This window comes from Lysobacter sp. SCRH-1R, from assembly GCF_057747855.1.
The window spans coordinates 3,194,072-3,218,008 of record NZ_CM173227.1 but is presented as its reverse complement, the minus strand read 5'-3'; the positions used below and the strand labels follow the sequence as shown (position 1 = coordinate 3,218,008).

The following is a 23,937-nucleotide window of genomic DNA, read 5'->3' as shown; positions in this document are numbered from 1 at the left end:
TCAATCGAACGCCGCGGCGTGCGCGTGTTCGCGCGTGGCCAGGAACGTCACGTCCGGCGCACGTTCCTGCGCGAGCTGCAGGTTCACGCGCGTAGGCGCGAGGTAAACCAGCTGGCCCGCCGCGTCGAGCGCGAGGTTCATCGCGTTCTTGTCGCGGAATTCCTCGAGCTTCTTCTCGTTGTCGCAGCGGATCCAGCGCGCCGTCGCGACGCTCACCTGCTCGAAGCTCGCGTCCACGCCGTACTCGTCCTTCAGGCGGTACGCGACGACGTCGAACTGCAGCACACCGACCGCGCCGAGGATCAGGTCGTTGCTCATCAGCGGGCGGAAGAACTGCGTCGCGCCTTCTTCCGACAACTGCGCCAGGCCCTTCTGCAGTTGCTTGAGCTTGAGCGGGTCGCGCAGTCGCGCGCGGCGGAACAGCTCCGGCGCGAAGTTCGGAATGCCGGTGAAGCTCAGCGATTCGCCTTCGGTGAACGTGTCGCCGATGGAAATGGTGCCGTGGTTGTGGATGCCGATGACGTCGCCCGGCCACGCGCTTTCGGCGATCTCGCGGTCGCTGGCCATGAAGGTCAGCGCGTTGGCGAGCTTCACTTCCTTGCCGCTGCGCACGTGGAAGGCCTTCATGCCGGCGGTGAACTTGCCCGAGCACACGCGCATGAACGCCACGCGGTCGCGATGCTGCGGGTCCATGTTCGCCTGGATCTTGAAGACGAAGCCGCTGAGCTTGGGCTCGTACGCGGCGACTTCGCGCGAGGTCGCCGCGCGCGGCTTCGGCGAGGGCGCGTGCTCGACGAAGAAGTCCAGCAGCAGCTGCACGCCGAAGTTGTTGACGGCCGAGCCGAAGAACACCGGCGTCTGTTCGCCGGCGAGGTACTTCGCGACGTCGAAGGGATGCGAGGCGCCTTCGACGAGTTCCAGCTCGTCGCGCAGTTCCTGCAGCATCTGCGTGCCGATGCGTTCTTCCAGAGCGGGATCGTCGATCGACGCGAAGATCGTCGAATCCTGGCGGGTGAAGTTGCGGCCCTGTTCGTACAGGTGCACCTCGCCGGTCACCAGGTGCACCACGCCCTTCAGGCGTTGTCCCATGCCGATCGGCCAGGTGATCGGCGCGCACTGGAACTTCAGCACGCTTTCCACTTCGTCCAGCAGCTCGATCGGGTTCTTGCCCTCGCGGTCGAGCTTGTTGATGAAGGTCATGATGGGCGTGTCGCGCAGGCGGCACACCTCCATCAGCTTGATCGTGCGCTCCTCGACGCCCTTGGCGACGTCGATGACCATCAGCGCCGAGTCCACCGCGGTGAGCACGCGGTAGGTGTCCTCGCCGAAGTCGGCGTGGCCCGGGGTGTCGAGCAGGTTGACGATGCGGTCCTCGTAGGGGAACTGCATCACCGAGCTGGTCACCGAGATGCCGCGCTCCTTTTCCAGCGCCATCCAGTCGGAGGTCGCGTGGCGCGCGGCCTTGCGGCCCTTGACCGAGCCGGCCATCTGGATCGCACCGCCGAACAGCAGCAGCTTTTCGGTGAGCGTGGTCTTGCCGGCGTCGGGGTGCGAGATGATCGCGAACGTGCGGCGGCGGGCGGCTTCGAGGGAAACGTCGGACATGGCAACGGAGGCGCGGACGGGCCGAACGGCGGTCCGCGGGTCGGTAGTCGGGAAGGGCGGGAATTATACGCGGCTGGCCTTGGCGGCCGTCGGGGGCGACGGGCTGGCGATCCGGCCGAGCTCCGGGCCCGGCGTCCGGAGCACATCGCTCGGCGTTCCGGCCTCAGAGCTCGGCGTTCGGACCAAACAGCCCGGCCTTCCGAGCTCCGGGCCCGGCGTTCGGAGCAAACAGCTCGGCGCCCAGAGCTTCGAGCTCGGCGTTCGGGGCAAATGGCCCGGCGATCCGAGCTCCGGGTTCGGCGTCCGGAGCGAGCAGCTCGGTACCCCGGGCTTCAAGCTCGGCATACGGGGCAAATAGGCCGGCCTTCCGAGCTCCGGGCTCGGCGTTCGGAGCAAACAGCTCGGCGCCCCGAGCTTCGAGCTCGGCGTTCGGAGCAAACCAGCGCGATCTCCCAGGGTCCGGGCCAGACATACGGCGCGAATCGTCCGCCTCCCAGGCGCCCCTGCGCGACCGCCAAACGGTTCGCCGCGGACCCCGAAAGTGTGCGCGTGCTCCCAGTTCAGAACATCCCCGTTCAGCACCTCCTAAAGCCCGGCCTTTCCGGGCCGCTACCCGTCATGGATATCCGTATTCCGTATGCCGGGGGTTGCAGTGCGCATTGTGATCGTGGGTGAGGACGCCGGCCGCGCCGGCGAATTCGAAGAGTCGCTGGGCTATTTCGACCTGGGCTGGGACGTGCACTGGCTCACCGAGGCCGACGCGGCGCTGTCGCTCACGGAAGTCGACGTGGTCCTGTGCGGGATGCGCGTGGGCGCGGTGCCGGGCCCGGCGCTGCTGTCGCAGATGTCCAGCCTGCACCCGCAGGCGGTGCGCGTGCTGCTGCTGGACCAGGGCGAGGACAGCAGCATGCTGCAGGGCCTGGACTGCGCGCACCGGCTGCTGTCGCGACCGCTCGACGCGGGCGAGCTGATCGAGGCCGTCGACAGCGTCGCCGAACTTCGCAACGTGCTGGGCAGCGAAGAACTCAAGCAGGCCGTGGGCCGCGTCGGTTCGCTGCCGCCGCCGCCGCGCCTGTACCTGGAACTCTCGCGCCTGCTGCGCGACCCCGACGCGAGCAACGCCGCCATCGCGCAGATGCTCTCGCAGGACCCGGCGATCGTCGCCAAGGTGCTGCGCCTGTGCAATTCGGCGTACTTCTCCGGAGGTCGCGAGATCACCGACATCCGCGCCGCGGTCACGCGCCTGGGCCACCAGCAACTGCTGCGCCTGGTGCTGGCGAGCGAGGCCTTCGGCCCGACGCAATTGGCCGGAAAGGAACGCGAGGCGATCCAGGACCGCGCGCTGCGCACGTCGCGCCTGGCGCGTCGCCTGCTCGCTGGCCCGAGCGCCGAACTCGCCGCGACCGCCGGCCTGCTGGCGGAAGTCGGCAAGCTGCTGCCCGGCGTGTCCGACGGCTCGGAAGGTTCGACCGGCCCGCACTACGCCGAAGCCGGTGCGTACCTGCTGGGCCTGTGGGGCCTGCCGATGCCGATCGTCGAAGGCGTGGCGTTCCAGCACCGCCCCGGACGCTTGAAGGCGAGCGGGTTCTGGGTCGCCGGCGCCGTGCACGTCGCTGCATCGCTGGTCGCCGGCGCGCCGCTGGACGAAGGCTACCTGCGCAGCGTCAACGTGCTCGACCGGCTGCCGCAATGGCGCGATATGGTGGAGCCGTCGGCGGCGCAGGCGGCGTAGGAGCTCGTTCGTTCGGAAGGCCGCGTCGGTGACGCGGCCTTTGCGTTGTCCGTGCCTTCGCCGCTTTTGTAGCTTTTGTAGCCCGGGTAAGCGAAGCGCACCCGGGAGCTGTCACGCGGTCCCCGGGTGCGCTTCGCTTACCCGGACTACAACCGCCCGTGAGGGTGTCGCCTGCTTCGTTATCGCCGCCGCATGGCAGCCGCGCTAATTCCCCGCGATCCGCAAAGGCCCCTGCGGCCCCGTCATGCGGAACGGGATCGACTCCAGCTTCATCCCGCGATTGACCTGCACCGCGAAATGCAGGTGCGGGCCGGTGGTGAAGCCGGTGTTGCCCGACAGCCCGATCTGCTGCCCCGCCCGCACGCGCTGACCCACGCGCACCAGCGCGCCTTCGGATTTCAGGTGCGCGTACAGCGACATCGCCCCGTCCTCGTGCAGGATGCGCACGAAATTCGCGCGACCGCCGTAACGCTCCAGATTGAGCCCGGCCTTGTCGAAGTCGGATTCCACCTGCATCACCACGCCATCGCGCGCGGCGAGTACCGGCGTGCCGATATCGGCGGCGAAGTCGACCGCGTAGCGGTTCTGTTCGTCGCGATGGCTGAAATGCCCGCCATAGCCCTGGTCGATGCGGAACTGTGCCTGCTGCAACGGCAACAGGTATTCGACGTCGCGCGGACGCGCCGAGGGATCACCCGGCAGGCTGTCCATCTGCAACTCGAAATCGAAGCCGCGGTCGGGATCGGCGGAACTCAGCACGGCGACAAGCGCGCTGCTGCGCGCCGCGACGGTGGCGCGCGCCGGCAGCACCGGATTGCCGATCACGTTGTCGCTGCGGCTGAAATCCAGCTGCACCTCCACCGGGCCGGAGAGGCGGTTGTCGGCGAAGGCGAGGAAACGGTCGCCGTCGTTCTCGATGCGCAGCCGCGCGATCGCGCCCGGTTCGCCTTCCACCGGGATGGTCTTCACCTGCGAAGGCGGCGCGTCCGGCACGTGGTCGCCGTAATGCGTGATGCCGTTGCGGTCGGTCCAGCGGTAGATCTTCGCCGCGCCCGCGCCGAACGCCGTCAGCAGCGTGACGGCACCGAGGAACCAGACCGCATGGCGGCGCGCGCGCGTCATCGCGTCACTGCGCGCAGTCGGGCGAGAGCTGCAGCACGCGCGCGACTTCGGCCAGGTCGAAGGCCGACACCGACTTGTCGTCGTGCACGGCGAACAGCGCGCCGGCCGGGAACGTCAGCGTGGACGCCGCATGCAGCGCGACGCCGTCGGTGTGCGCGGTCGTCTCGCCTTCGAAGCTGCCGCGCGGTTCCAGCGTCGTGCGGTCGAACAGGTGGAAGATCGTCAGCGGTGCGAGCTGGTCGACCGCGATCCAGTAACCGCTGCCGTCGGCGCAGCTCCACAGCGCGACGCCTTCGGCCTCCGCGGCGAAGCTGTCCTGCGGCAGGCTGCGGCCGGTGTACTTGCCGCTGAAGCTGTACTCGCGCAGCGTGGATTCGTGGCGACGGTCCTCGTCGGCGATCAGCAGGCGATCGTTCGCCGGATCGCCCGCGATGGATTCGACCATGCGCAGCGCGGCGTCCGGCGTGGTGTCGCCGAACGATCCCGCGTACGACGCACGAAGCCGGCCCGCCTGGTCGAACTGCACGCGGTAACGGCGCACGCGCTGGTCCAGTTCGGCCAGCGGCGGCACTTCGTCGAACTTCTTCCCGTACATGAAGCTGTCGGTGACGTAGGCCTCCAGCTCGCCGGGCTCGGTCTCGGTGAGCCACACACCGTACGGGCTGCGCAGTTCCTCTCCGCCGAACGTGCCGACGGGCGCGAACGAAGGCAGCGACAGCACCTGCACGCGATGGTTGTCGCGTTCGACCACGAACACGTAATCGCCGTACACCGCGATGCCGTTGGGGCGGTTGAACTGCCCGGGCGCCGAACCCTCGCCGCCGACCTCGCGCAGGCGACGACCGGTGTCGGCGTCGAACACGACCAGCCGATCCGTCGATTTCGCGGTGGCGAGCAGCCACGTCGCGCCTTCCTCGGTGGTCCAGGTGGCGAGCGAATCCAGTTCGTCCTGCGCGCTTTCGCCGGAGACGTAGCGCTCCAGCACGGTGCGCGGTTCCGGCTTGGCGGCGGGTACGGAAACCGCCGCGGGCTCGACGGGGCGGACGGTGGAACAGGCGGAGGCCAGGGCCGCCAGCGCGAACGCGATGGCGGCGGGGGCGGACAGGCGGGGAGTCATCGCCGAAGTGTATTCGGGCCGACTTTGCATCGGGAGCCGGGGACGTGACTGACATAATAAATCGCTATATGCGGATGAAGCGATTGACAGCCCCGCCGGCCGGGGGCAGACTGCGGCCATCCATCGAGACCGGCTGAGGGACAGGCCCTTTGAAGCCGGGGCAACCCAACCCAGCGCGCAAGCGCGGGCGAAGGTGCCAATTCCTGCGACGGGGCGCGCCAGGCGCCGGTCGAAAGATGGTTGCGATGCGCGTCCCGCGGGGCGCGCAGTGCGACTCGCAGGCTCGGTGGCCCTTCGTCTTCAAGGATGCCGCCATGAGCTTCGCCCCCGTTTCCGCCCTCGCTTCCGACGTCGCGCCGGCCGAGCGCATCGACGCGTTCGATCCCGTCGTGCACGCCGCCGTGTTCGCCAACGCCATCCACGCGCAGCGCGGCGAATGCACGGTCGACCTGGACCTTCGCCACGCCGGCACGCGTCGCATCGCGCTGCGTTACGAGATCCTGGGCGATCGCACGCTGCCGGCGGTGTTCGTCGCGGGCGGCATCTCGGCGCATCGCCACCTCGCCGCCAGCGCCGCGTTTCCCGAAAGCGGCTGGTGGGAGCAGCAGGTCGGCGCGGGCAAGCCGCTGGATCCGCGCGAGCGCTGCCTGATCGCCTTCGACTGGATCGGCGCCGACGGCACCCTCGACACGCCGCTCGACCCCGCCGACCAGGCCGACGCCATCGCCGCGCTGCTCGACGTGTTGCAGGTCGCGCGCCTGCAGGCGTTCGTCGGTTGCTCGTACGGCGCGATGGTCGGCCTGCAGTTCGCCGCGCGACACGGTGCGCGCGTCGAACAGCTGGTGGCGATCAGCGGCGTGCATCGCGCGCATCCGTATGCGAGCGCATGGCGCGCGCTGCAGCGCCGCGCCGTCGCGCTGGGTGCGTTGCAGTGCGATGAGACGCATGGCCTCGCGCTCGCACGGCAGCTGGCGATCCTGAGCTACCGCACGCCGGAGGAGTTCGACGCGCGCTTCGAACCGGCGCAGGTGAGCGAAGGCCGCGTGCGCGTGGGTGCGGAGGACTACCTCGATCATTGCGGCGCGAGCTACGTGCAGCGCACTTCGACCACGGCCTATCTGCGCCTGTCCGAATCCATCGACCTGCAGGACGTGGATCCGACCACGATCCGCCTGCCGGTGACCGTCGTCGCCGTCGCCGAAGACCGCCTCGTGCCGGTGTCGGATGCCTACGACCTGGTGGAGCGTCTTCGCGGCGAAACGCGCCTGCGCGTGGTCCGCTCGCTGTATGGACACGATGCGTTCCTGAAGGAGGAGGGCGCGATCGCGCAGATCCTCGGCGAAGCGCTCGACGACGCGCTGGAGGTGGCCGCATGAGCACGCGCAACCGCTGTACCGCCGCGGTCCGCGCCGGCATCGACCGCGACACCGCCTTCGGCGCGGTGACGCCGCCGATCGTGCTGTCGTCCAACTTCAGCTTCGCCGGTTTCAACGAGAAGCGGCAGTACGACTACACCCGCAGCGGGAACCCGACCCGCGACCTGCTGGGCGAAGCCCTGGCCGAACTCGAAGGCGGCGCCGGCGGTGTCGTCACCGCCACCGGCATGGGCGCGATCACGCTGCTGCTGCACGCGCTGCTCAAGCCCGGCGACCGCCTGGTCGTGCCGCACGACGGCTACGGCGGCAGCTGGCGCCTGTTCAATGCGCTGGCGAAGAAGGGCGCGTTCGAACTGATCACCGCCGACCTCACCGATCCGCGCGCGCTGACCGATGCGCTGGCGAGCGATCCCACGGTGGTGTGGATCGAAACGCCGTCGAACCCGCTGCTGCGCATCACCGATCTGCGCTTCGTGATCGAAGCCGCACAGGCGAAGGGCGCGCTGACCGTCGTGGACAACACGTTCCTTTCGCCGGCGCTGCAGCAGCCGATCGCGTTCGGCGCGGATTTCGTCCTGCATTCCACGACCAAGTACATCAACGGCCACAGCGACGTGGTCGGCGGCGCGGTCGTCGCGCGCGACGCCGAGCAACACCAGCAGCTGGTGTGGTGGGCCAACGCGCTGGGACTGACGGGCTCGCCGTTCGACAGCTTCCTCACCCTGCGCGGCCTGCGCACGCTCGATGCGCGCCTGCGCGTGCACCAGGAGAACACGCAGGCGCTGGTGTCGCTGCTCGACGCGCATCCGGCGGTGCGCGCCGTGCATTACCCGGGACTGGAATCGCACCCGGGGCACGCGCTCGCCGCGCGCCAGCAGGACGGTTTCGGCGCGATGCTGAGCGTGGAACTCGACGGCGGCGTCGATGCGGTGCGCGCGTTCCTCGACGGACTGCAGTGCTTCACGCTGGCCGAATCGCTCGGTGGCGTGGAAAGCCTGGTCGCGCATCCGGCGACGATGACGCACGCGGCGATGTCGGCCGAAGCGCGCGAAGCCGCGGGCATCGGCGACGGTCTGCTGCGGTTGTCGGTGGGCATCGAGCATGTCGACGATCTGGTCGCCGACATCGCCGTCGCGCTGGAGCGCGCGGAACAGGCCGTGGCGATTGCCGAGCGCGTCAAACGATGAGCGTGGCGGCGGTCGAAGTCGCGCGCGCTTCGGCCGCGCAGGCCGTACCGGCGCGGGTGGCGCTGCTCGGTACCGGCACGGTCGGAAGCGCGGTGCTCGCGCGGCTCGCGTCGTGGCGCGCATCGCCGCTCGGCGAACGCCTGGAACTCGTGCACGTCGCCAATTCGCGCGCGTGTGCGGGCGATCGTTCGGGACTCGCACCGGGCGACGCGCTGCGTCGACTCGCGCTGGCGCCGCAGGGCAGTTCGCTCGATGCGGTCGATGCCGCTTTGCGCGGGGACGGGCCGCGCGTGGTGATCGACGCGACCGCGAGCGAGGCGGTCGCCGAGCGTCATGCGCATTGGCTCGCACAGGGCATCCACGTCGCCACCGCGTGCAAGATCGGCCAAGGCACGTCGTTGTCGCGATGGCGGGCGATCCGTGCGGCGTCGCTCGCGGGCGATGCGCGTTACGGCGACAGCGCGACCGTCGGCGCAGGGCTTCCGCTGCTGCGGTCGTTGCGCGAACTGCGCGAGGGCGGCGACCGCATCCATGCCATCGCCGGCGTGTTGTCGGGATCGCTCGCGTGGCTGTTCAACCAGTACGACGGCATGCGCCCGTTCTCCGCGCTGGTGCGGCAGGCGCGCGACGCCGGCTACACCGAGCCGGATCCGCGCGACGATCTCTCCGGCGAGGACGTGCGCCGCAAGCTGCTGATCCTCGCGCGCACGGCGGGAGTGGAGCTGGAAGCGTGCGACGTCGACGTCGCCTCGCTGGTACCGCCGGAACTGGCGATCCTGTCGAAGGACGCGCTCGACGCCGCGCTGCCCGCCCTCGACACGCCGCTGCGCGAGCGCTTCCAGTCGGCGTACAAGCGCGGGGAGAAGCTGCGCTTCATCGCGCGATTGCAGGACGGGCGGGCGAGCGTCGGGCTGGAATCGCTCGCGTCGGATCATCCGCTCGCCGGCGGCGCGGGAACGGACAACCGCGTGGCGATCTGGTCGGATCGTTATGCGACGCAGCCGCTGGTGATCCAGGGCCCGGGTGCGGGTGCGGAGGTGACTGCGGCGGGGTTGCTGGATGATGTGTTGCGGGTATTGCGCAGCCGTGGGAGTTGCACGCCATCCCGGCGCTCGCCGTGATGACGGCTTGCGCTTGCAGCCCGGGTAAGCGAAGCGCATCCGGGTAGGGGAGGCGACCGCGCTCCCGGGTGCGCTTCGCTTACCCGGGCTCCAAAGGCAACGGCGCAAGCTCGCGAATGCCAGCGTGGTCGCGCCTCCCGCCTCCCGCCCATCCCCGCTCAGCGGTTCACTCCCTCGGGTCGCCAATGGGAGAGCGGCTCAAGCGAGCCGTCATTCACAGCGCGCCCGCACGCGACACTCACCGTTTCACCGCCAACGCCTCCAGCAACGCCTTCTCGAACCGTGCCGGCGCTTCCACGTGCGGCGAATGCCCCAGGTCGTCGAACTCCACCAGCGTCGCATCCGGAATCGCCTTCGCCGCGCGCTTGCCCAGCGCCGGATAATCGCCAAGCCGCTCGCGCAGTTCGGGCGATGCGCGGTCGCGGCCGATCGCCGTCCGGTCGCGCTGTCCGATGAACAACGTCGTCGGCACGCGCAGCTGCGCGAACTCGTGCACGACGGGCTGCGTGAACACCATGTCCGTCGTCAGCGCCTGGTTCCATGCGACGCGCTGCTTTCCCGGGCCGGCGTACAGGCCGGCGAGCATGCCGACCCAGCGGTCGTACCCGAGCTTCCACTGGCCGCTGTAGTACACCTGCTGCTGGTAACGCTTGATCGAATCGAAGCTGGTCTTCAGTTCGCCGGCAAGGTTCGCGTCCACGCTCGCCCACGGCACGCCGAGCGCCTTCCAGTCTTCCAGCCCGATCGGATTGACCAGCATCAGGCGTTCGACCTGCGCCGGATACATCAGCGCGTAACGCGTGGCGAGCATGCCACCCATCGAGTGGCCGACGACGCTCGCGCGCTCGATGCCCAGCGAGCGCAGCAGCGCGTTCGTGTTCGCGGCGAGCTGGTGGAAGCTGTACTGGTAATGCCCGGGCTTGGTCGATTTGCAGAAGCCGACCTGGTCCGGCGCGATCACGCGGTAACCGGCGCCGGTGAGCGCGCGGATCGCCGACTCCCACGTCGCCGCGCAGAAGTTCTTGCCGTGCAGCAGCACCACGGTGCGGCCGTTCGGGGTGGACGGTGCGACGTCCAGGTAGGCCATGCGCAACGCTTCGCCCTGCGAGGTGAATGCGTGGTGTTTCACCGGATACGGATACTCGAAGCCTTCCAGTTCCATGCCGTAGGACGCCGCGCCGGGCGCGGGCGCGGGCGCATCGGCGCACAGGGCGATGGACGGGGCGAGGACCAGCGACAGCGCGCAGGCGGACAACGTCGGACGCATCGGAAGGGCTCCGTGGAAGGGGGAAGGCCCGACCTTACCCCAGCGGTCGCGACGGCCATGAGGCGCCGCGTGCCGGTTCGCCGGCGACCGCGCGGCACACCAACGTCTGGCCTATGTGGGCGCGCGGCGCGCTGGATAGGATCGGCGCAGGTTTCGTCAAGGTGCGCCCGATGGATCGACCGACCTCGACCGACGCTGATCCGCGCTGGCGGCTGGATGCCGACGGCTGGGCGCTGATCTGCCCCGACGGCAGCGCCGTCCCTCTCACGCGCACCGAACGGCGGCTGCTCGAACGACTCCTGCTCACGCCCGGCCAGCTGGTCACGCGCGAGGCGCTGGCGGACGCGTTCGCCGATGGCGGGTTCGATTCGCACCGCCTGGATTCGCTGGTGTATCGCCTCCGACGCAAGGTCGCCGATGGCTGCGGCACGCAGCTGCCGCTGGATGCGATCCACGGCGAAGGCTACGTGCTCGACGCCACGCGATGAACGCATCACGCGTGGAAGCCCGAAAAAAGGCGCCGATCGCAGGGGATCGGCGCCAGGGGCAAACCCGTTGCCGGGTCCGGGGAGAGCGCGTTCAGCGCATCACTTCAGGCCATTGCTGATCACGTTGACCAGCGTGCCGCTTGCATCGTCGCCGCTGAATTCCCAGAAGAACGCGCCGCCGAGGTTCTGCGCCTTCACGTAGCCCATCTTCTCGGTGACCATCGCGGGCGTGTCGTAGCTCCAGAACGTGTTGCCGTCGTACTTCCACGTGGCGCGCGCGTTCGCGTCGGTATAAACGGTGCCGGGGCGGTCCTTCAGGACCTTGTAGTCCTCGTTGCCGGCTTCATACGTGCCAGGCGCGGCGGAGCCGGTCTGGTACAGGCCGTTGTTGACGTTGGGCACGTTGGTCCAGCCGCGGCCGTAGAAACCGATGCCGAGGTTGAGCTTCGACGCCGGCACGCCGCGCGTGAGGAAGGCCTCCATCGCATCGTTGCTGTTGTAGAGCCGCTGGTCGCCCGTGGACGGATCGTTCGGCGAATCGAACAGCGCCGAGTGATGGTTCGTGCGCGCATCCCACGTGCCGTGGAAGTCGTACGTCATCACGTTGATGTAATCCAGGTACTGGCTGTACGCGCCCGGATCGGTGACGCGCACCTTGTCCACGCCCGCACCGGCGGCGATGGTCAGCAGCAGGCCGGGGCGCACCGCGTCGAGCTGGCGGCGGAACTCGGCCAGCAGCGCGGTGAAGTTGGCGCTTTCCTCCGGCGTGCCGCAGGTCAGGCCGCATGCGGACGGGTATTCCCAGTCCAGGTCGATGCCGTCGAACACGCCTGCCGCCGCACCCGGACCGCCCGCGCCGTCGGTGACGGGCAGGTTGCCGCGGATGTACGCATCGATGCACGAGGACACGAACGCCACGCGGTTCTCCGGACGCGCCGCGCTGGCGAATCCACGCGACCAGGTCCAGCCGCCGAGCGAGATCAGCACCTTGATGTTCGGGTACTTCGCCTTGAGCTGCTTGAGCTGGTTCCAGTTGCCGCGCAGCGGCTGGTCCCAGGTGTCGGCCGCGCCGCTCACGCTTTCGCCGGCCTGGAAAGCCTTGGTGTAATCGGCGAACGCATCGCCGCCTTCACCGGTCGCTTCGTTCGTCGGGATCGTCACGCCGACCTGGCAGCGGTTGTTGCGCACGTTGCCGAAGGCGTAGTTGATGTGCGTGATCTTCGACGCCGAACCGCTGGTGTCGATGTTCTTCACGCGATAGTTGCGGGCGTAGATGCCCCACTGCGCGAAATAGCCGATCACGCGCTTGTTGCCGCCGGTGCCGCCGTCGAGCGTCTTCGCGCTCACCGCGCTGCTCTGAGCGGAGGCATTGGACGGATTGGCCGCGTCTCGCGCACGCACGGTGTAGCTGTAGGTGGTGTTCGCCGCGAGGCCGCTGTTGGTGTAGCTGGTCGCGGTAGGCGATGCGATCAGCGTGCCGCCGCGATACACGTCGTAGCCCGCCACGCCCGCGCCGCCGGTGTTGTCGGTGGACGCGTTCCAGCTCAGCGCGATGCTGCTGGACGACAGCGCCGTCGCCGACAATCCGGTCGGCACGCTCGGCGGCGTGGTGTCGGTCGGCGGGTTGCCGTTGACGGTGATGTTCGCCGCGCTCGAGGTGGTCGTCGCGCCCTGGTTGTCGGTGGCCTTCGCGGTGAAGCCGTGGCTGCCGGCGGTGGCGTTGCTCCAGGTCACCGCATACGGCGCTGTGGTGTCGACGCCCAGCGACACGGTGCCGCGGAAGAACTCGACGCTCGCGACGCTGCCGTCGCTGTCGCTCGCATTCGCCGTCACGGCGATGTTGCTGCCGGCGTTATAGCTGGCGCCGTTGGCGGGCGAGGTGAGCGTCACGCTCGGCGGCTGGTTCGTGCCGCCGGTGCCGCACGCGCCGAGGTCGCTGTACCAGCCGCAGCTGGGACAGTGCGTCGGCGGCGCGTTCCAGATCTGGATGTTCGCCTGGTACAGGCGGTTCTGATAGACCAGCTTGTCGCCGGGGTTGTAGATGGTGGACGCGGTCCACGCCGGTATCGCGGCGCACGACACCGTCTGCGCGTGCACGGCGGGCATCGCGGCCAGCGCGAGCAACGTGGACAGCGCGAACGCGACCGGTCTTGCGGCATTCCTGGTTGCAACTCTCATGAGCTTCCCTCCCATACGAGATTGACCGCCACACACATGCCGGCCCCGACCGGGCCCGGCGCCTTTAGTGACCCCCGGGTGCCGCAGGTGGACGCACGCCGCCGCGTGCGATGGGCGCTTGCGCGATGAAGCCGATCTGGCGCGAATCCGACACGCTCACCTCCGGCAGGAACGGAACCGGAGCCGGCGGCGTCATGCCGCGTGGAATGGTCCGGTCGATGGCTGACAACGTTGTCAGCGGGTTGGGGGTCGATCTGTGATCGCATCCGCATTTCGCGCCGGCTACCGCCTGGCGCCGACGAACGCGCGTGCGGGGCAGCCTGAAAACGGCGCCGCATCACGCCGACTTAATGATTGTCCGAAAGACAATCGTTAAACGCGAGAAGACAGGCCGCAACGCGTCGTCGCGCATGCTGCGGCGCCGCATCGCCTTGCGCGATGCGGTGTTGTCCGGCCCGACTCAGGCCGGCATCGGTCGCAGCAGGCGGCGCTCGAATTCCGACGCCAGCATCGGCGCCCCGAACAGGAACCCCTGCACCAGCGCGCATTCGGCCGCCAGCAGCGGTGCCACCTGCGCTTCGCGTTCCACGCCTTCGGCCACCACCTGCATGCCGAGGTTGCGGCCGAGTTCGATCACCGCGCGCACGATCGCCAATCCGCCGGGATCGCGGTCGATCTGGTCGGTGAACGCACGGTCGATCTTCAGCTTGCGCAGGGGGAATTCGCGCAGGTGGCTCAGGCTCGAATAGCCCGTGCCGAAATCGTCCAGCGCCATCGCCACGCCGAGGTCGGACAGCGCGTTCATCGTCGCCACGCTCGAGGCGGGGTCGGTCATGATCTGTCGCTCGGTGATTTCCAGCTCCAGACCGTCGGCCGGGTATCCGTGCCGGCGCAGCACGCGATCGACCGCGTTGCGCAGGCGGTTCGCATCGCGGAACTGCGCGCTGGAGACGTTCACCGCCATGCGCATCGGCGTCAGCCCGCGCGCGCGCCATGCGGAGGACTGGCGCACGGCTTCCTCCAGCACCCATTCGCCGAGCTGCTCGATCAGGCCGTGCTCTTCTGCCACCGGAATGAACGTGGACGGCGTGATGCGCCCATGTCGCGGATGATCCCAGTACACCAGCGCCTCGGCGCCGACGATGCGACGACGGCGCAGCTCGATGATCGGCTGGTACAGCAGCACCAGCTGGCCGAGCTCCTGCGCGCTGCGCAGTTCGTTGAGCATCGCGAAGCGGCGCGTCACCGACGCTTCCATGTCGGGCAGGAAACGCAGGTGCACGTTCTTGCCCGCGCCCTTGGCCTGGTACATCGCGATGTCGGCGCGCTTGAGCAGCTGGTCGTGGTCGCGCCCGTGTTCGGGATGCCGCACGCTGCCCAGGCTCAGCGTGACGCCGAGCTGTTCGCCTTCCATCCACAGCGGCACGGCGACGCGGCGGATGAGCTCCTCGGCGATGCCCGCATCGCGCGTCGGCGAACCGCTGGGCAGCAGGATGATGAATTCGTCGCCACCGAAGCGGAACACTTCGCCGCGCTCGCCCACGCCTTCGCGCAGGCGGTGCGCGATCTGCGCGAGCACGCGATCGCCGGCGCTGTGGCCGAGCGAATCGTTGATTTCCTTGAAGCCGTCGAGGTCGGCGAAGATCAGGCCGAAGCCGTCGGGATCGCGCTGCGCCAGCGCCTGTTCCAGGCGCAGTTCGAACCGGCTGCGGTTGGGAAGCCCGGTGAGCGCGTCGAAATACGCCAGCCGCGCGATGCGGTCCTGCGCCTGCTTGCGCTCGGTGAGGTCCATGATCGAGGCCACGACGATGTTGCGGCCCTGCACGGTGATGGGGCTCAGGCCCAGTTCGACCGGCACCTCGCCGCCGTCGCGCCGCAGGCAGTGCAGTTCATGCTCGCCGCCGCCCAGGTGCACGCGACGCTGCACGCGCAGGAAACGCGCGCGTTCCTGCGGGCACGACGGCAGCAGGCGTTCGGGAATGAGCACTTCGATGGGATGGCCGACCAGTTCGCCGCGCGCGTAGCCGAGCAGGCGCTCGGCTTCCACGTTCGCCAGCGAGATGCGGCCGTCCGCATCGACGATGATCATCGCGCCGGGCGCGCCGTCGACGAGCGCGCGGAAACGCTGCTCGCTGGCGTGCAGGTCGCGCTGCGAGCCGATGGTGATCGCCGCGAGATAGATGAGCGCGATGCCGACGATCACCAGGCTGAGCTGCTCGCCCGGCACCGTGCCGGGCGCGGTCACGCACATCGCGTCCGGCGCGATCTGCAACGCCGCCATCCCCGTGTAATGCGTGCCGCACACGCCCAGCGCCATCAGCGCCGCGGCGCCGAGCTGCACGCCGAAGCGGGGTTCGTTGCCGACCCACGAGAAACGCGTGAGCAGGTGCAGCGCCACCATCGACACGGCCAGCGCGACGACGACCGAGGCGACGATCCAGAACGGCGAATACGTGGCGGCCGGCGCAAAGGGAATCGCCGCCATGCCGATGTAATGCATGCTGCAGATGCCGATGGCCATGCACATCGCGGCGAGCAGGACCTGCGCGAAGCTGCGCGTGCGCGTGCCGGCCACGTACAGCGCGAGCACCGAGGCGAGCACCGCCGGCACCATCGACAACGCGGTGACGCGCACGTCGTAGACCAGCGGCACCGGCAGGCGGAAGGCCATCATCCCGGTGAAGTGCATCGACCAGATGCCCAGCCCGAACGCGGTTCCTCCCGCCCACACCCACAGCGGCGTGCGCCGTGCCGTCGCGCTGCGCACGCGTCCGACGAGCTGGATCGCGACGAACGCCGCGAACCAGGCGATAAGGAACGACAGGGCGATCGCCCTGAGGTCGTAAGTCCCCTGCATGCCGCTCCCCTCCCCAGAGAAGCAGACCGATGGTCACCGTTCCCATCGGCCGGCGGCGGGAAAACTTTAGGGGCCGGATCTGGCGGGTCGATGGGCGGTGTGGGGGAGGGGGTGGGGGCACTGCGTTACCGGCGAACCACTTGGACGTCATTCCAGCGAGAGCGGGAACGTTGCTTGCGTCGTGGTCTTTGTAGCCCGGGTAAGCGAAGCGCACCCGGGTTGGAGAAGTGACCGCGCTCCCGGGTGCGCTTCGCTTACCCGGGCTACAAAAGAACAACGTCATCCCGGCATTCGCTGGAATGACGGGTGCCCTCAGCACTCGATCACATTCACCGCCAACCCGCCGCGCGACGTTTCCTTGTACTTGTCCTGCATGTCGCGACCCGTGTCGCGCATCGTCTTGATGACCTTGTCGAGCGACACCTTGTGCTTGCCGTCGCCGCGCATCGCCATGCGGCTGGCGTTGATCGCCTTCACCGCGCCCATCGCGTTGCGTTCGATGCAGGGGATCTGCACCAGCCCGCCGATCGGATCGCAGGTGAGGCCGAGGTTGTGTTCCATGCCGATTTCAGCCGCGTTCTCGATCTGGCTCGACGTGCCGCCGATCGCCGCCGTCAAACCGGCCGCCGCCATCGAACACGCGACGCCCACTTCGCCCTGGCAACCAACCTCGGCGCCGGAGATGCTCGCGTTTTCCTTGTAGAGGATGCCCACCGCCGCGGCGGTCAAAAGGAACGTGCGCACGCCCTGGATGTTCGCGCCCGGGCAGAAGCGGTCGTAGTAATGCAGCACCGCGGGGATGATGCCCGCCGCGCCGTTGGTCGGTGCGGTGACGACGCGGCCACCGGCGGCGTTCTCCTCGTTTACCGCGAGCGCGTACAGGTTGACCCAGTCCAGCGTGGTGAGCGGATCGCGCATCGCCGCTTCCGGCCGCGCCGCAAGTTCCGCATGCAGCGCCGGTGCGCGGCGCGACACATGCAGGCCACCCGGCAACGTGCCCTTCTCGCGGATGCCGCGCGCCACGCACGCCTGCATCGCGTTCCAGATCTCGTCGAGCCCCGCGTCGATCTCCGCCGGCGTGCGCCACACCTGTTCGTTGGCGTACATCAGCTGCGCGATGCTCAATCCGCTGTCGCGGCTGCGCGCGAGCAGTTCGTCGCCGGAGTGGAACGGATAGGGCAGTTCGGTCGTGTCGGCGACGATGCGGTCTTCCGCCGCTTCGTCCTGGTTCACCACGAAGCCGCCGCCGACGGAGTAGTAGTCGCGCGTGGCGATCACGTTGCCGTCCGCGTCGAAAGCGGTGAAGCGCATGCCATTGGTGTGGAACGGCAGCTTCTGGCGCTTGTTCATGATGAGGTCGTGCTTCTCGTCGAAGCCGATCTCGTGGCGGTCGAACAGGCGGATGCGCTTGGTGCTGCGGATGCGTTCCAGGGCCGCCGGAATCAGGTCCGGATCGATCTCGTTGGGCAGATGGCCTTCAAGGCCCATCAGCACCGCCTTGTCGGTGCCATGGCCACGGCCGGTGAGCGCGAGCGAGCCGAAGACTTCGGCGCGCACGCGCACGGTACGCGCCAGGTCGCTGCCGTCGCCGTTGCCGCCTTCCAGCAGCCAGCGCTGCACGAAACGCGCGGCGGCGCGCATCGGGCCGACGGTGTGGGACGAACTCGGCCCGATGCCGATCTTGAAGAGGTCGAAACTGCTGACGGCCACGCACTGCTCCGGAAAAGGCCACCGCGCGCACGACGGGTGCGGCGGAAATACCGCTATTCTACGCGCCCCGCGGGGCCGGCCCCGCCATACTCCGCCGCATTGCGTATGCAGGACGTGCCCGCCGTCGCACCACCGCTGACGCTGTTCCAGCGCGACGATTGCCACCTGTGCGACCTCGCGCTGGAGGTGCTCGCGCAGGCTCGGGTGCCCGAATTCGAGAGCGTGTTCATCGACGGCGACGACGCGCTGGAGATGCGTTACGGCGTGCGCGTTCCGGTGCTGCGCGACGAGACGCGCGGCGTGGAGCTGGACTGGCCGTTCGACGTGGCGCAGGTGGTGGCGTTCGTCGGTCGTTGATTGTGGTTTTGCAGCCTGGGCAAGGCCGAAGGCCGCACCCGGGACACCGCCGCTGTTACGCCTGCCCCGGGTGCGCTCCGCTTGCCCGGGCTACAACGGCACCCTCACTTCGCCGGCGCGAACACCACCTTCGTGCTCACCGCCACCTCGTTCGGAATCAGCGCCGTGTCGGCCCAGTCGCCGCCGCCGACGCCGAAATCCAGCCGCTTCACGGTGGCCTTGCCGCTCAGCACCGGCTGCGCGCCCGGCGTCCAGGTGAAGGTCAGCGTCACCGGCTTGCTCACGCCGCGCAGGGTCAGCGTGCCGTCGGCCGCGTACTGGTTGCCGCCGAGGCTGCGGAACTTCGTCGCGGTGTAGCGCGCCTGCGGGAACTTCGCGATCGAGAAGAAATCCGCGCCGCGCAGCGTGTCGTCGCGATCGCTGTTGGCGGTGTTCGCGCCGGCGAGGGGAATGGTCACGTCGAGCTTCGACGTCGCCAGCTGCGCCGGATCGAAGCTCAGCTTCGTCGCGAATCCCGGGATCTTGCCGGTGAAGGTTTCGCCTTCGTACTTGCTGGCGAACACCAGCGACGAGCCGGCGGCCTGCACGTAGTCGGCGGCGAAGGCGGGAAAGGCGAGCGCGGCCAGCACGGTCGCCAGCAGGGCGGGCTTGATCGACATCAACGGGTCTCCGGAACGGGATCGGGGGAAGAAGCGCGACGGCGCGGCAGCATGCGCGTCAGCGTGGCGTCGTGCTGGAACAGGTGGTGGTAGAACGCCGCCGCCGCATGCACGGCGACCAGTGCGATCAGCGCCCAGAACAGCCATTCGTGCGTGTCGCGCATCACCGGCGCGAGCGCCTGGCTCGGATCGGCGAGCTTGGGCACCTTGAACTGGCCGAACCAGCGCAGCGGACGCAGGCCGCTCAGCGAGTCGTACAGCCAGCCCGAGAGCGGCACGGCGAAGGTCAGCGCATACAGCAGGCCGTGCGTGGAGGTGGCCACGCGTTCCTGCCAGCGCGGAGTGCCCGGCACCGGCTTCGGCGCGCCGGCGAACCAGCGCCACAGCAGGCGCAGCACGATCAGCGCGAGCACGGTGAGCCCGAAGGATTTGTGCAGGTCGTAGACCCAGAACCAGCGCGGCGACTTCGGCAGTTCGACCATGACCAGCCCGACCACGCCCAGGCCGAGGATCAGCAGCACGATCAGCCAGTGCAGCAACTGGCTGACCGGACCCCAGCGTTCGGCGGAATTTCTCAGCATCATGGCGTGGGCTCGGGTTCCTGGGATTGGGGTTCGGAAGGTTCGGAAGGTTCGCCGGATGGATCGGCCGGCGCCTGCGCGCCGCTCTTCGAAAGCTCGGCCTCGGCCTCGATGCGAAGCTCGACCGCATCGCCGATCACGGTCGGCCACGCGTTCATGCCGAACGCCGCGCGACTGAGCGTCGCCGTCGCGGAAAAACCGGCGGTGCGGTGGAACGGCGGCAGCGGATGGCGCTTGAACGCGTTGAGCGTCACGTCCATGCACAGCGGCCTGGTGACGCCGCGCAGGGTGAGATCGCCGCAGACCTTCGCGTGGTCGGCATCGACGGGCTCGATGTTCGTGGAGACGAAATGCGCGTCGGGGTGGCGTCCGGTGTCGAGCAGGTTGCTCGCGCGCACGGCGTCGTTCCACTTCGGATCGCCCAGGTCCAGGCGTTCCAGCGGTACGCGCACGTCCAGCCGCGCGCTTTGCCAGTCGTCGCGATCGAACACCAGCGTGCCGGTGCTGCCCGAGACCGTGCCCAACGCCTTCGAGAATCCGGCGTGCTCCACCGCGAACAGCACCCGCGTGTGGACCGGATCGAGCGCGTAGCTGCGCGGCTCGAACGCCGGGGCCGCCGGCGCCACGCCGAGCGCCGCCAGCACGAGCCAGGCGGCGCGGGGGAGAACGGGGCGGATCCGCTCGGGCACGGAACGATCGGGCACGGAGCTCTCCGGCGGGGACGTTGCCGGGATTCTAGGCGGACGCGGGTGAACAGGGCGGACCCGCGGCGTAACGAACCGTTGCAGGCGCGGGCGCGCCGCCGTGGTGGCGGGAAGCGGCGGCGCCCCTTGCCGATCCCCGCCGACCCACGTAAGACGTGCATCCTGAAAGCGAGTGCGTCCTGAAGTGGGCGGGGGAACCGGATGATCCGAATGCTGTGGGCGCTGCTGTTGTGCGCCGTGTGCCATGCCGCCTTCGCGGGTCCGGCGATCCCGCGCCCGCGGCAGCTCACGGTCGCCGACGGCCTGCCGTCCAACAGCATCAACGGCATCGCCGAGGACCAGAGCGGCTACCTGTGGATCGCCACCAGCGACGGCCTGGCGCGCTACGACGGCATCACCTTCCGCGTGTGGCGGGCCGGCGACGGGCTGCTCGACAACTACCTGTGGTCGGTGCACGTGGATGCGCGCAACCGCATCTGGGTCGGCACCAGCCAGGCGGGGCTGGCGATGCTCGACACGGATCGCCGCACCTTCCGCCATTACGACTCGCACAACACGCCGGGGATCGGCAGCGACAACGTGTGGTCCGTGACGTCCACGCCGGACGGCGCGATCTGGTTCGGCACGGCGTCGGCGGGCCTTCACCGGCTCGGACGCGACGGCCGCGTGCAGCGTTTCGTGCCCGAGCCGGACGATCCGCACAGCCTGCCCAGCCTGGAAGTGAGCCAGCTGCGCACCACGCCGGCCGGCGAGCTGTGGATCGCCACGCGCGACGGCGCGGCACGCTGGAACGGCCGCGATTTCGATCGCGTGCGCACGGACGCGTTCGCCTCGCCGGTGATCAATTCGATCGGCGTGCAGCCCGACGGCACGCTGTGGTTCGGCACGCCGCGCGGCGTCGGCGTTCGCCGTCCAGACGGCCGCTTCGATGCCGCGCCGTTCCGCGCGCTGGGCGCGGACGCGACGGTGCTCGACATCCTCGTGCGCGACCACGCCGGGCAATACTGGTTCGACACGCCGCAGGGCATGGGCATCGAACAGAACGGACGCGTGCAGAACGTGCCGCTGTTCAGCGCGGCGTCGCAGGGCATGGTGCGGCCGTCGTGGACGTCGTCGCTGGAGGATCGCGAAGGCGGCGTGTGGTTCGGCAGCGCCGGCAACGGGCTGTGGTACCTGCCGGCGAACTGGCGCCAGTTCGCGCTGTACTCGCGGCGGCTGGACGATCCGGCCTCGCTCGGCAACGCCGCCGTGCACGGCATCGCGCCCGGCAGCGACGGCACGATGTGGCTGGTCGGCACCGGCGGCGTGCTCGACCGCTTCGATCCGCGCACCGGCGACATCGCCCACGTCGCGCGCGACTTCAGCGAGGGCTACATCGTCTACAACGTGCTGGAGGGCCGATCCGGCTACGTCTGGGCGAGCTACCACGACGGCCTGGTGCGCCTGGACCCGAAGACCGGGCAGGTGCGGCGCTGGACCGCGAACGATCCGCGCGACCCCATTCCCGGCGGCAGCGCGTACCTCGCGCAGACCTCCGACGGACTGGTCTGGATCGCCGGTCCCGCCGGCGAGGTGCAGGCGCGCACGCCCGAAGGCGTGCGGATGGAATCGATCGTCCCCGGCGACCTGCGCGGGCCGCCGGAAGGCGGCACGATCCAGCAGATCGGTGCGGGCCCGAACGGCGCGCTGTGGCTCGCGTGGTCGGACGGCCTGTCGCAATGGGACTACACCGCGCGCCGCTTCATCCCCGTGCCGGGCGCGCCCGGCGGCACCATCCTCAGCTTCGCCATGGAGGGGCGCAACCGCGTCTGGATCGCGCGCCTGGGCGTGCTCGAACAGTACCGCTGGGACGGCGCGAAGCTCACGCGCATGCAGCGGCTCGACCGTTCGGCCGGCATGCCCGAAGTCGCGCTCAACGGCGTGGTCGTCGATCGCGAAGGCGTGGTCTGGGCGACCACCGTGCGCGGGCTGCTGCGCATCGATCCGGAGCGTCGCGCCGTGCGCGTGTACAGCGTGCGCGACGGGCTCTCGAACCAGGAATTCCCCGGCAAGCCGGTGACCACGCGCGATCGCGACCGCATCCTCGTCGGCTCGCCCGACGGCCTGGTGATGTTCACCGCCGCCGACGTGCACCCGGAACTGCAATCGCCGCGCCTGCTGGTGCAGGGCGTGGACGTGAGCCGCGGCGACGTGCGCACGCCGCTGGACGCGTCGAAGCCGATCGTGCTCGAACCCGGCGACCGCGACCTTCGCGTGGTCGCGCGCCTGCTCTCGTTCAACGACGCGCGCAACCACGCGTTCCGCTTCCGCATGAACGGATACGACGCCGACTGGGTCGACGTCGACGCCAGCGGCGAGCGCGTCTATTCGCAGCTCGATCCCGGCGACTACACGCTGCAGATCATCGCGCGCGCGGCGGACAACATCTGGTCCGCGCCGCAAACGCTGACCGTCACCGCGAAACCGCCGTGGTGGCAGACGTGGCCGGCGATCGCCTCCTTCGCCGCGATGATCCTGGCCGTGGGCTGGTGGAGCGCGGATGCGTACCGGCGCCGCCTGAAGCGACGCCATGCGTGGCAGCTGTCGGAACGCGAACGCGAACTCGCCAAGCAGGCCTCGCTCGCCAAGACGCGCTTCCTCGCCACGCTGGGCCACGAAGTTCGCACGCCGATGACCGGCGTGCTGGGCATGAGCGAACTGCTGCTGGAAACGCCGCTGGATTCGCACCAGCGCGGGCACGTCGACTCGATCCGCCGCGCCGGCCGGCATCTGCTGCGACTGGTCAACGACGCGCTCGATCTGGCGCGCATCGAATCCGGCCGCCTGGAGCTGGCCGACGAGCCGTTCGACCTGCGCACCGTCGTCGACGACGCGGCGACGCTGATGGCGCCGCTGGCGAAGCAGAGCCGGCTGGCGTTCCGCGTGATCGTCGACGATGACGCCCCGCACGGCATGCGTGGCGACGCGAACCGCGTGTGCCAGATCCTGCTGAACCTGCTCGCCAACGCGATCAAGTTCACCGAGCGGGGTTCGGTCGAACTGCGCGTGCGTGCGCTGTCGCCGCAGGGCGTGCGGTTCGAGGTGACCGACACCGGTCCGGGACTTTCCAGCGAGCAGCAGGCGCGGCTGTTCCGCCGCTTCGAACAGGCCGACGGCGCGCGCACCGCCGCGCGCTACGGCGGCAGCGGGCTGGGGCTGGCGATCTCGCAGGAACTCACCGCGGAGATGGGCGGTTCGATCGAAGTCGAGAGCGCGCCCGGCGAAGGCGCGCGTTTCATCGTCCAGTTGCCGCTGCCGCACGATGCGCTGCCGATCGAACAGGACGGCGCGCAGGCGCTGCTCGCCGCGCGCGGCGGGCCGTTGTCGCTGCTGCTGGTGGAGGACGACCCGACGGTCGCCGAGGTGATCTGCGGCCTGTTGCGCGCGCAGGGACACCGCATCGTCCACGTCGCGCACGCGCTCGCGGCGCTGGCCGAAGCGGCGACGGGAACGTTCGACGCGGCGCTGCTAGATCTCGATCTGCCCGGCATGGATGGGCTGGCGCTGGCGCAGCAGTTGCGGCTGCAGGGCTTCGATCGTCCGCTGCTGGCGATCACCGCCCGCGCCGACGCCGACGCCGAGCCGCAGGCGATGGCGGCGGGGTTCCAGGGTTTCCTGCGCAAACCGGTGACGGGGGCGATGCTGGCGGCGTTGCTGCAGGGGGTGCCGCGGGAGCAGGTGGCGTAGGGGCTGCCTCGTTATTTCCAGCGAAAGCTGGAACCTTCTTTGCTGTTCGCGCCTCGGGCGGAGGGCAGCAGCGAGTGCCGGCGTGGTGGCGCGCGCCGACCCTCACCCCAACCCCTCTCCCGGTGGGAGAGGGGCTCAACGCGCCCAGTT

17 protein-coding genes and 1 riboswitch are annotated in these 23,937 nt (G+C 69.4%); of the genes, 7 read left to right on the top strand and 10 right to left on the bottom strand.

Annotated features, from left to right (window positions below; all coding sequences use genetic code 11):
- A complete protein-coding gene (locus tag AC3ANK_RS14775) occupies positions 1-1,605 on the bottom strand; it encodes a peptide chain release factor 3 (RefSeq protein ID WP_484171510.1) in 1,605 nt (534 codons plus the stop codon).
- 652 nt (positions 1,606-2,257) lie between these two features.
- Between AC3ANK_RS14775 and AC3ANK_RS14770 the strand changes: the two genes are divergently transcribed.
- Positions 2,258-3,337: an HDOD domain-containing protein gene (locus tag AC3ANK_RS14770; protein WP_206861479.1), complete on the top strand. Its 1,080-nt coding sequence runs from the start codon at positions 2,258-2,260 to the stop codon at positions 3,335-3,337.
- Positions 3,338-3,541: 204 nt separating this feature from the next.
- Here the strand turns inward: AC3ANK_RS14770 and AC3ANK_RS14765 are convergent, their stop codons facing one another.
- Both AC3ANK_RS14765 and AC3ANK_RS14760 read right to left on the bottom strand, forming a co-directional pair.
- Complete coding sequence (locus tag AC3ANK_RS14765) at positions 3,542-4,459, bottom strand: peptidoglycan DD-metalloendopeptidase family protein (RefSeq protein ID WP_206861478.1); 918 nt, start codon at positions 4,457-4,459, stop codon at positions 3,542-3,544.
- Between the two features lie 4 nt (positions 4,460-4,463).
- Entirely contained in the window at positions 4,464-5,576 is a 1,113-nt protein-coding gene (locus AC3ANK_RS14760) for an NHL repeat-containing protein (RefSeq protein ID WP_206861477.1), read from the bottom strand.
- Between the two features lie 117 nt (positions 5,577-5,693).
- Positions 5,694-5,819, top strand: a riboswitch (SAM riboswitch).
- 71 nt (positions 5,820-5,890) lie between these two features.
- Between AC3ANK_RS14760 and metX the strand changes: the two genes are divergently transcribed.
- From metX to AC3ANK_RS14745, 3 genes are read left to right on the top strand one after another with little or no spacing between them, the layout of a single operon-like run.
- On the top strand, positions 5,891-6,952 hold the full coding sequence (gene metX / locus AC3ANK_RS14755) for a homoserine O-succinyltransferase MetX (RefSeq protein WP_206861476.1): 1,062 nt from the start codon (positions 5,891-5,893) through the stop codon (positions 6,950-6,952).
- Positions 6,949-8,139, top strand: coding sequence for an O-succinylhomoserine (thiol)-lyase (locus tag AC3ANK_RS14750; protein WP_206861475.1), 1,191 nt, complete (start codon positions 6,949-6,951; stop codon positions 8,137-8,139). Before metX ends, AC3ANK_RS14750 begins: the two co-directional genes overlap by 4 nt.
- Positions 8,136-9,260 (top strand): homoserine dehydrogenase family protein, encoded by a 1,125-nt coding sequence (locus AC3ANK_RS14745; RefSeq protein ID WP_206861474.1) that lies wholly within the window; start codon positions 8,136-8,138, stop codon positions 9,258-9,260. Before AC3ANK_RS14750 ends, AC3ANK_RS14745 begins: the two co-directional genes overlap by 4 nt.
- Positions 9,261-9,498: 238 nt before the next feature.
- On the opposite strand, the gene AC3ANK_RS14740 is transcribed toward AC3ANK_RS14745, so the two are convergent.
- Entirely contained in the window at positions 9,499-10,527 is a 1,029-nt protein-coding gene (locus tag AC3ANK_RS14740) for an alpha/beta fold hydrolase (protein WP_484171509.1), read from the bottom strand.
- Between the two features lie 170 nt (positions 10,528-10,697).
- Here AC3ANK_RS14740 and AC3ANK_RS14735 point away from each other — a divergent pair, with 170 nt between their 5' ends.
- The gene (locus tag AC3ANK_RS14735; RefSeq protein ID WP_206861472.1) at positions 10,698-11,015 is read left to right on the top strand and encodes a winged helix-turn-helix domain-containing protein; all 318 of its coding nucleotides are present in this window, start codon (positions 10,698-10,700) and stop codon (positions 11,013-11,015) included.
- Positions 11,016-11,114: 99 nt separating this feature from the next.
- Here the strand turns inward: AC3ANK_RS14735 and AC3ANK_RS14730 are convergent, their stop codons facing one another.
- The 3 genes from AC3ANK_RS14730 to AC3ANK_RS14720 form a co-directional block, all read right to left on the bottom strand.
- Positions 11,115-13,193, bottom strand: coding sequence for a glycosyl hydrolase family 18 protein (locus AC3ANK_RS14730; RefSeq protein WP_425492561.1), 2,079 nt, complete (start codon positions 13,191-13,193; stop codon positions 11,115-11,117).
- Positions 13,194-13,653: 460 nt separating this feature from the next.
- Positions 13,654-16,050 (bottom strand): EAL domain-containing protein, encoded by a 2,397-nt coding sequence (locus AC3ANK_RS14725; protein ID WP_206861470.1) that lies wholly within the window; start codon positions 16,048-16,050, stop codon positions 13,654-13,656.
- Positions 16,051-16,362: 312 nt separating this feature from the next.
- Positions 16,363-17,760 carry an L-serine ammonia-lyase gene (locus AC3ANK_RS14720; RefSeq protein ID WP_206861469.1) on the bottom strand — a complete coding sequence of 466 codons (1,398 nt, stop codon included), beginning with the start codon at positions 17,758-17,760 and terminating at the stop codon, positions 16,363-16,365.
- 105 nt (positions 17,761-17,865) lie between these two features.
- Here AC3ANK_RS14720 and AC3ANK_RS14715 point away from each other — a divergent pair, with 105 nt between their 5' ends.
- Complete coding sequence (locus AC3ANK_RS14715; protein WP_206861468.1) at positions 17,866-18,117, top strand: glutaredoxin family protein; 252 nt, start codon at positions 17,866-17,868, stop codon at positions 18,115-18,117.
- 104 nt (positions 18,118-18,221) lie between these two features.
- On the opposite strand, the gene AC3ANK_RS14710 is transcribed toward AC3ANK_RS14715, so the two are convergent.
- From AC3ANK_RS14710 to AC3ANK_RS14700, 3 genes are read right to left on the bottom strand one after another with little or no spacing between them, the layout of a single operon-like run.
- Positions 18,222-18,776, bottom strand: a complete 555-nt coding sequence (locus tag AC3ANK_RS14710) for a YceI family protein (RefSeq protein WP_206861467.1) — start codon at positions 18,774-18,776, stop codon at positions 18,222-18,224.
- The gene (locus tag AC3ANK_RS14705; RefSeq protein ID WP_206861466.1) at positions 18,776-19,360 is read right to left on the bottom strand and encodes a cytochrome b; all 585 of its coding nucleotides are present in this window, start codon (positions 19,358-19,360) and stop codon (positions 18,776-18,778) included. Before AC3ANK_RS14705 ends, AC3ANK_RS14710 begins: the two co-directional genes overlap by 1 nt.
- Positions 19,357-20,034 (bottom strand): YceI family protein, encoded by a 678-nt coding sequence (locus tag AC3ANK_RS14700; RefSeq protein ID WP_425492580.1) that lies wholly within the window; start codon positions 20,032-20,034, stop codon positions 19,357-19,359. Before AC3ANK_RS14700 ends, AC3ANK_RS14705 begins: the two co-directional genes overlap by 4 nt.
- A 237-nt stretch (positions 20,035-20,271) precedes the next feature.
- Here AC3ANK_RS14700 and AC3ANK_RS14695 point away from each other — a divergent pair, with 237 nt between their 5' ends.
- Positions 20,272-23,787, top strand: a complete 3,516-nt coding sequence (locus AC3ANK_RS14695) for a hybrid sensor histidine kinase/response regulator (RefSeq protein WP_206861464.1) — start codon at positions 20,272-20,274, stop codon at positions 23,785-23,787.
- Positions 23,788-23,937: the final 150 nt, after the last annotated feature.

Coding starts and splice junctions, on each gene's coding strand:
- AC3ANK_RS14775 (WP_484171510.1), bottom strand. CDS start 1,605: ATGTCCGACGTTTCCCTCGAAGCCGCCCGCCGCCGCACGTTCGCGATC.
- AC3ANK_RS14765 (WP_206861478.1), bottom strand. CDS start 4,459: ATGACGCGCGCGCGCCGCCATGCGGTCTGGTTCCTCGGTGCCGTCACG.
- AC3ANK_RS14760 (WP_206861477.1), bottom strand. CDS start 5,576: ATGACTCCCCGCCTGTCCGCCCCCGCCGCCATCGCGTTCGCGCTGGCG.
- metX (WP_206861476.1), top strand. CDS start 5,891: ATGAGCTTCGCCCCCGTTTCCGCCCTCGCTTCCGACGTCGCGCCGGCC.
- AC3ANK_RS14750 (WP_206861475.1), top strand. CDS start 6,949: ATGAGCACGCGCAACCGCTGTACCGCCGCGGTCCGCGCCGGCATCGAC.
- AC3ANK_RS14745 (WP_206861474.1), top strand. CDS start 8,136: ATGAGCGTGGCGGCGGTCGAAGTCGCGCGCGCTTCGGCCGCGCAGGCC.
- AC3ANK_RS14740 (WP_484171509.1), bottom strand. CDS start 10,527: ATGCGTCCGACGTTGTCCGCCTGCGCGCTGTCGCTGGTCCTCGCCCCG.
- AC3ANK_RS14735 (WP_206861472.1), top strand. CDS start 10,698: ATGGATCGACCGACCTCGACCGACGCTGATCCGCGCTGGCGGCTGGAT.
- AC3ANK_RS14730 (WP_425492561.1), bottom strand. CDS start 13,193: ATGAGAGTTGCAACCAGGAATGCCGCAAGACCGGTCGCGTTCGCGCTG.
- AC3ANK_RS14725 (WP_206861470.1), bottom strand. CDS start 16,050: ATGCAGGGGACTTACGACCTCAGGGCGATCGCCCTGTCGTTCCTTATC.
- AC3ANK_RS14715 (WP_206861468.1), top strand. CDS start 17,866: ATGCAGGACGTGCCCGCCGTCGCACCACCGCTGACGCTGTTCCAGCGC.
- AC3ANK_RS14710 (WP_206861467.1), bottom strand. CDS start 18,776: ATGTCGATCAAGCCCGCCCTGCTGGCGACCGTGCTGGCCGCGCTCGCC.
- AC3ANK_RS14705 (WP_206861466.1), bottom strand. CDS start 19,360: ATGATGCTGAGAAATTCCGCCGAACGCTGGGGTCCGGTCAGCCAGTTG.
- AC3ANK_RS14695 (WP_206861464.1), top strand. CDS start 20,272: ATGCTGTGGGCGCTGCTGTTGTGCGCCGTGTGCCATGCCGCCTTCGCG.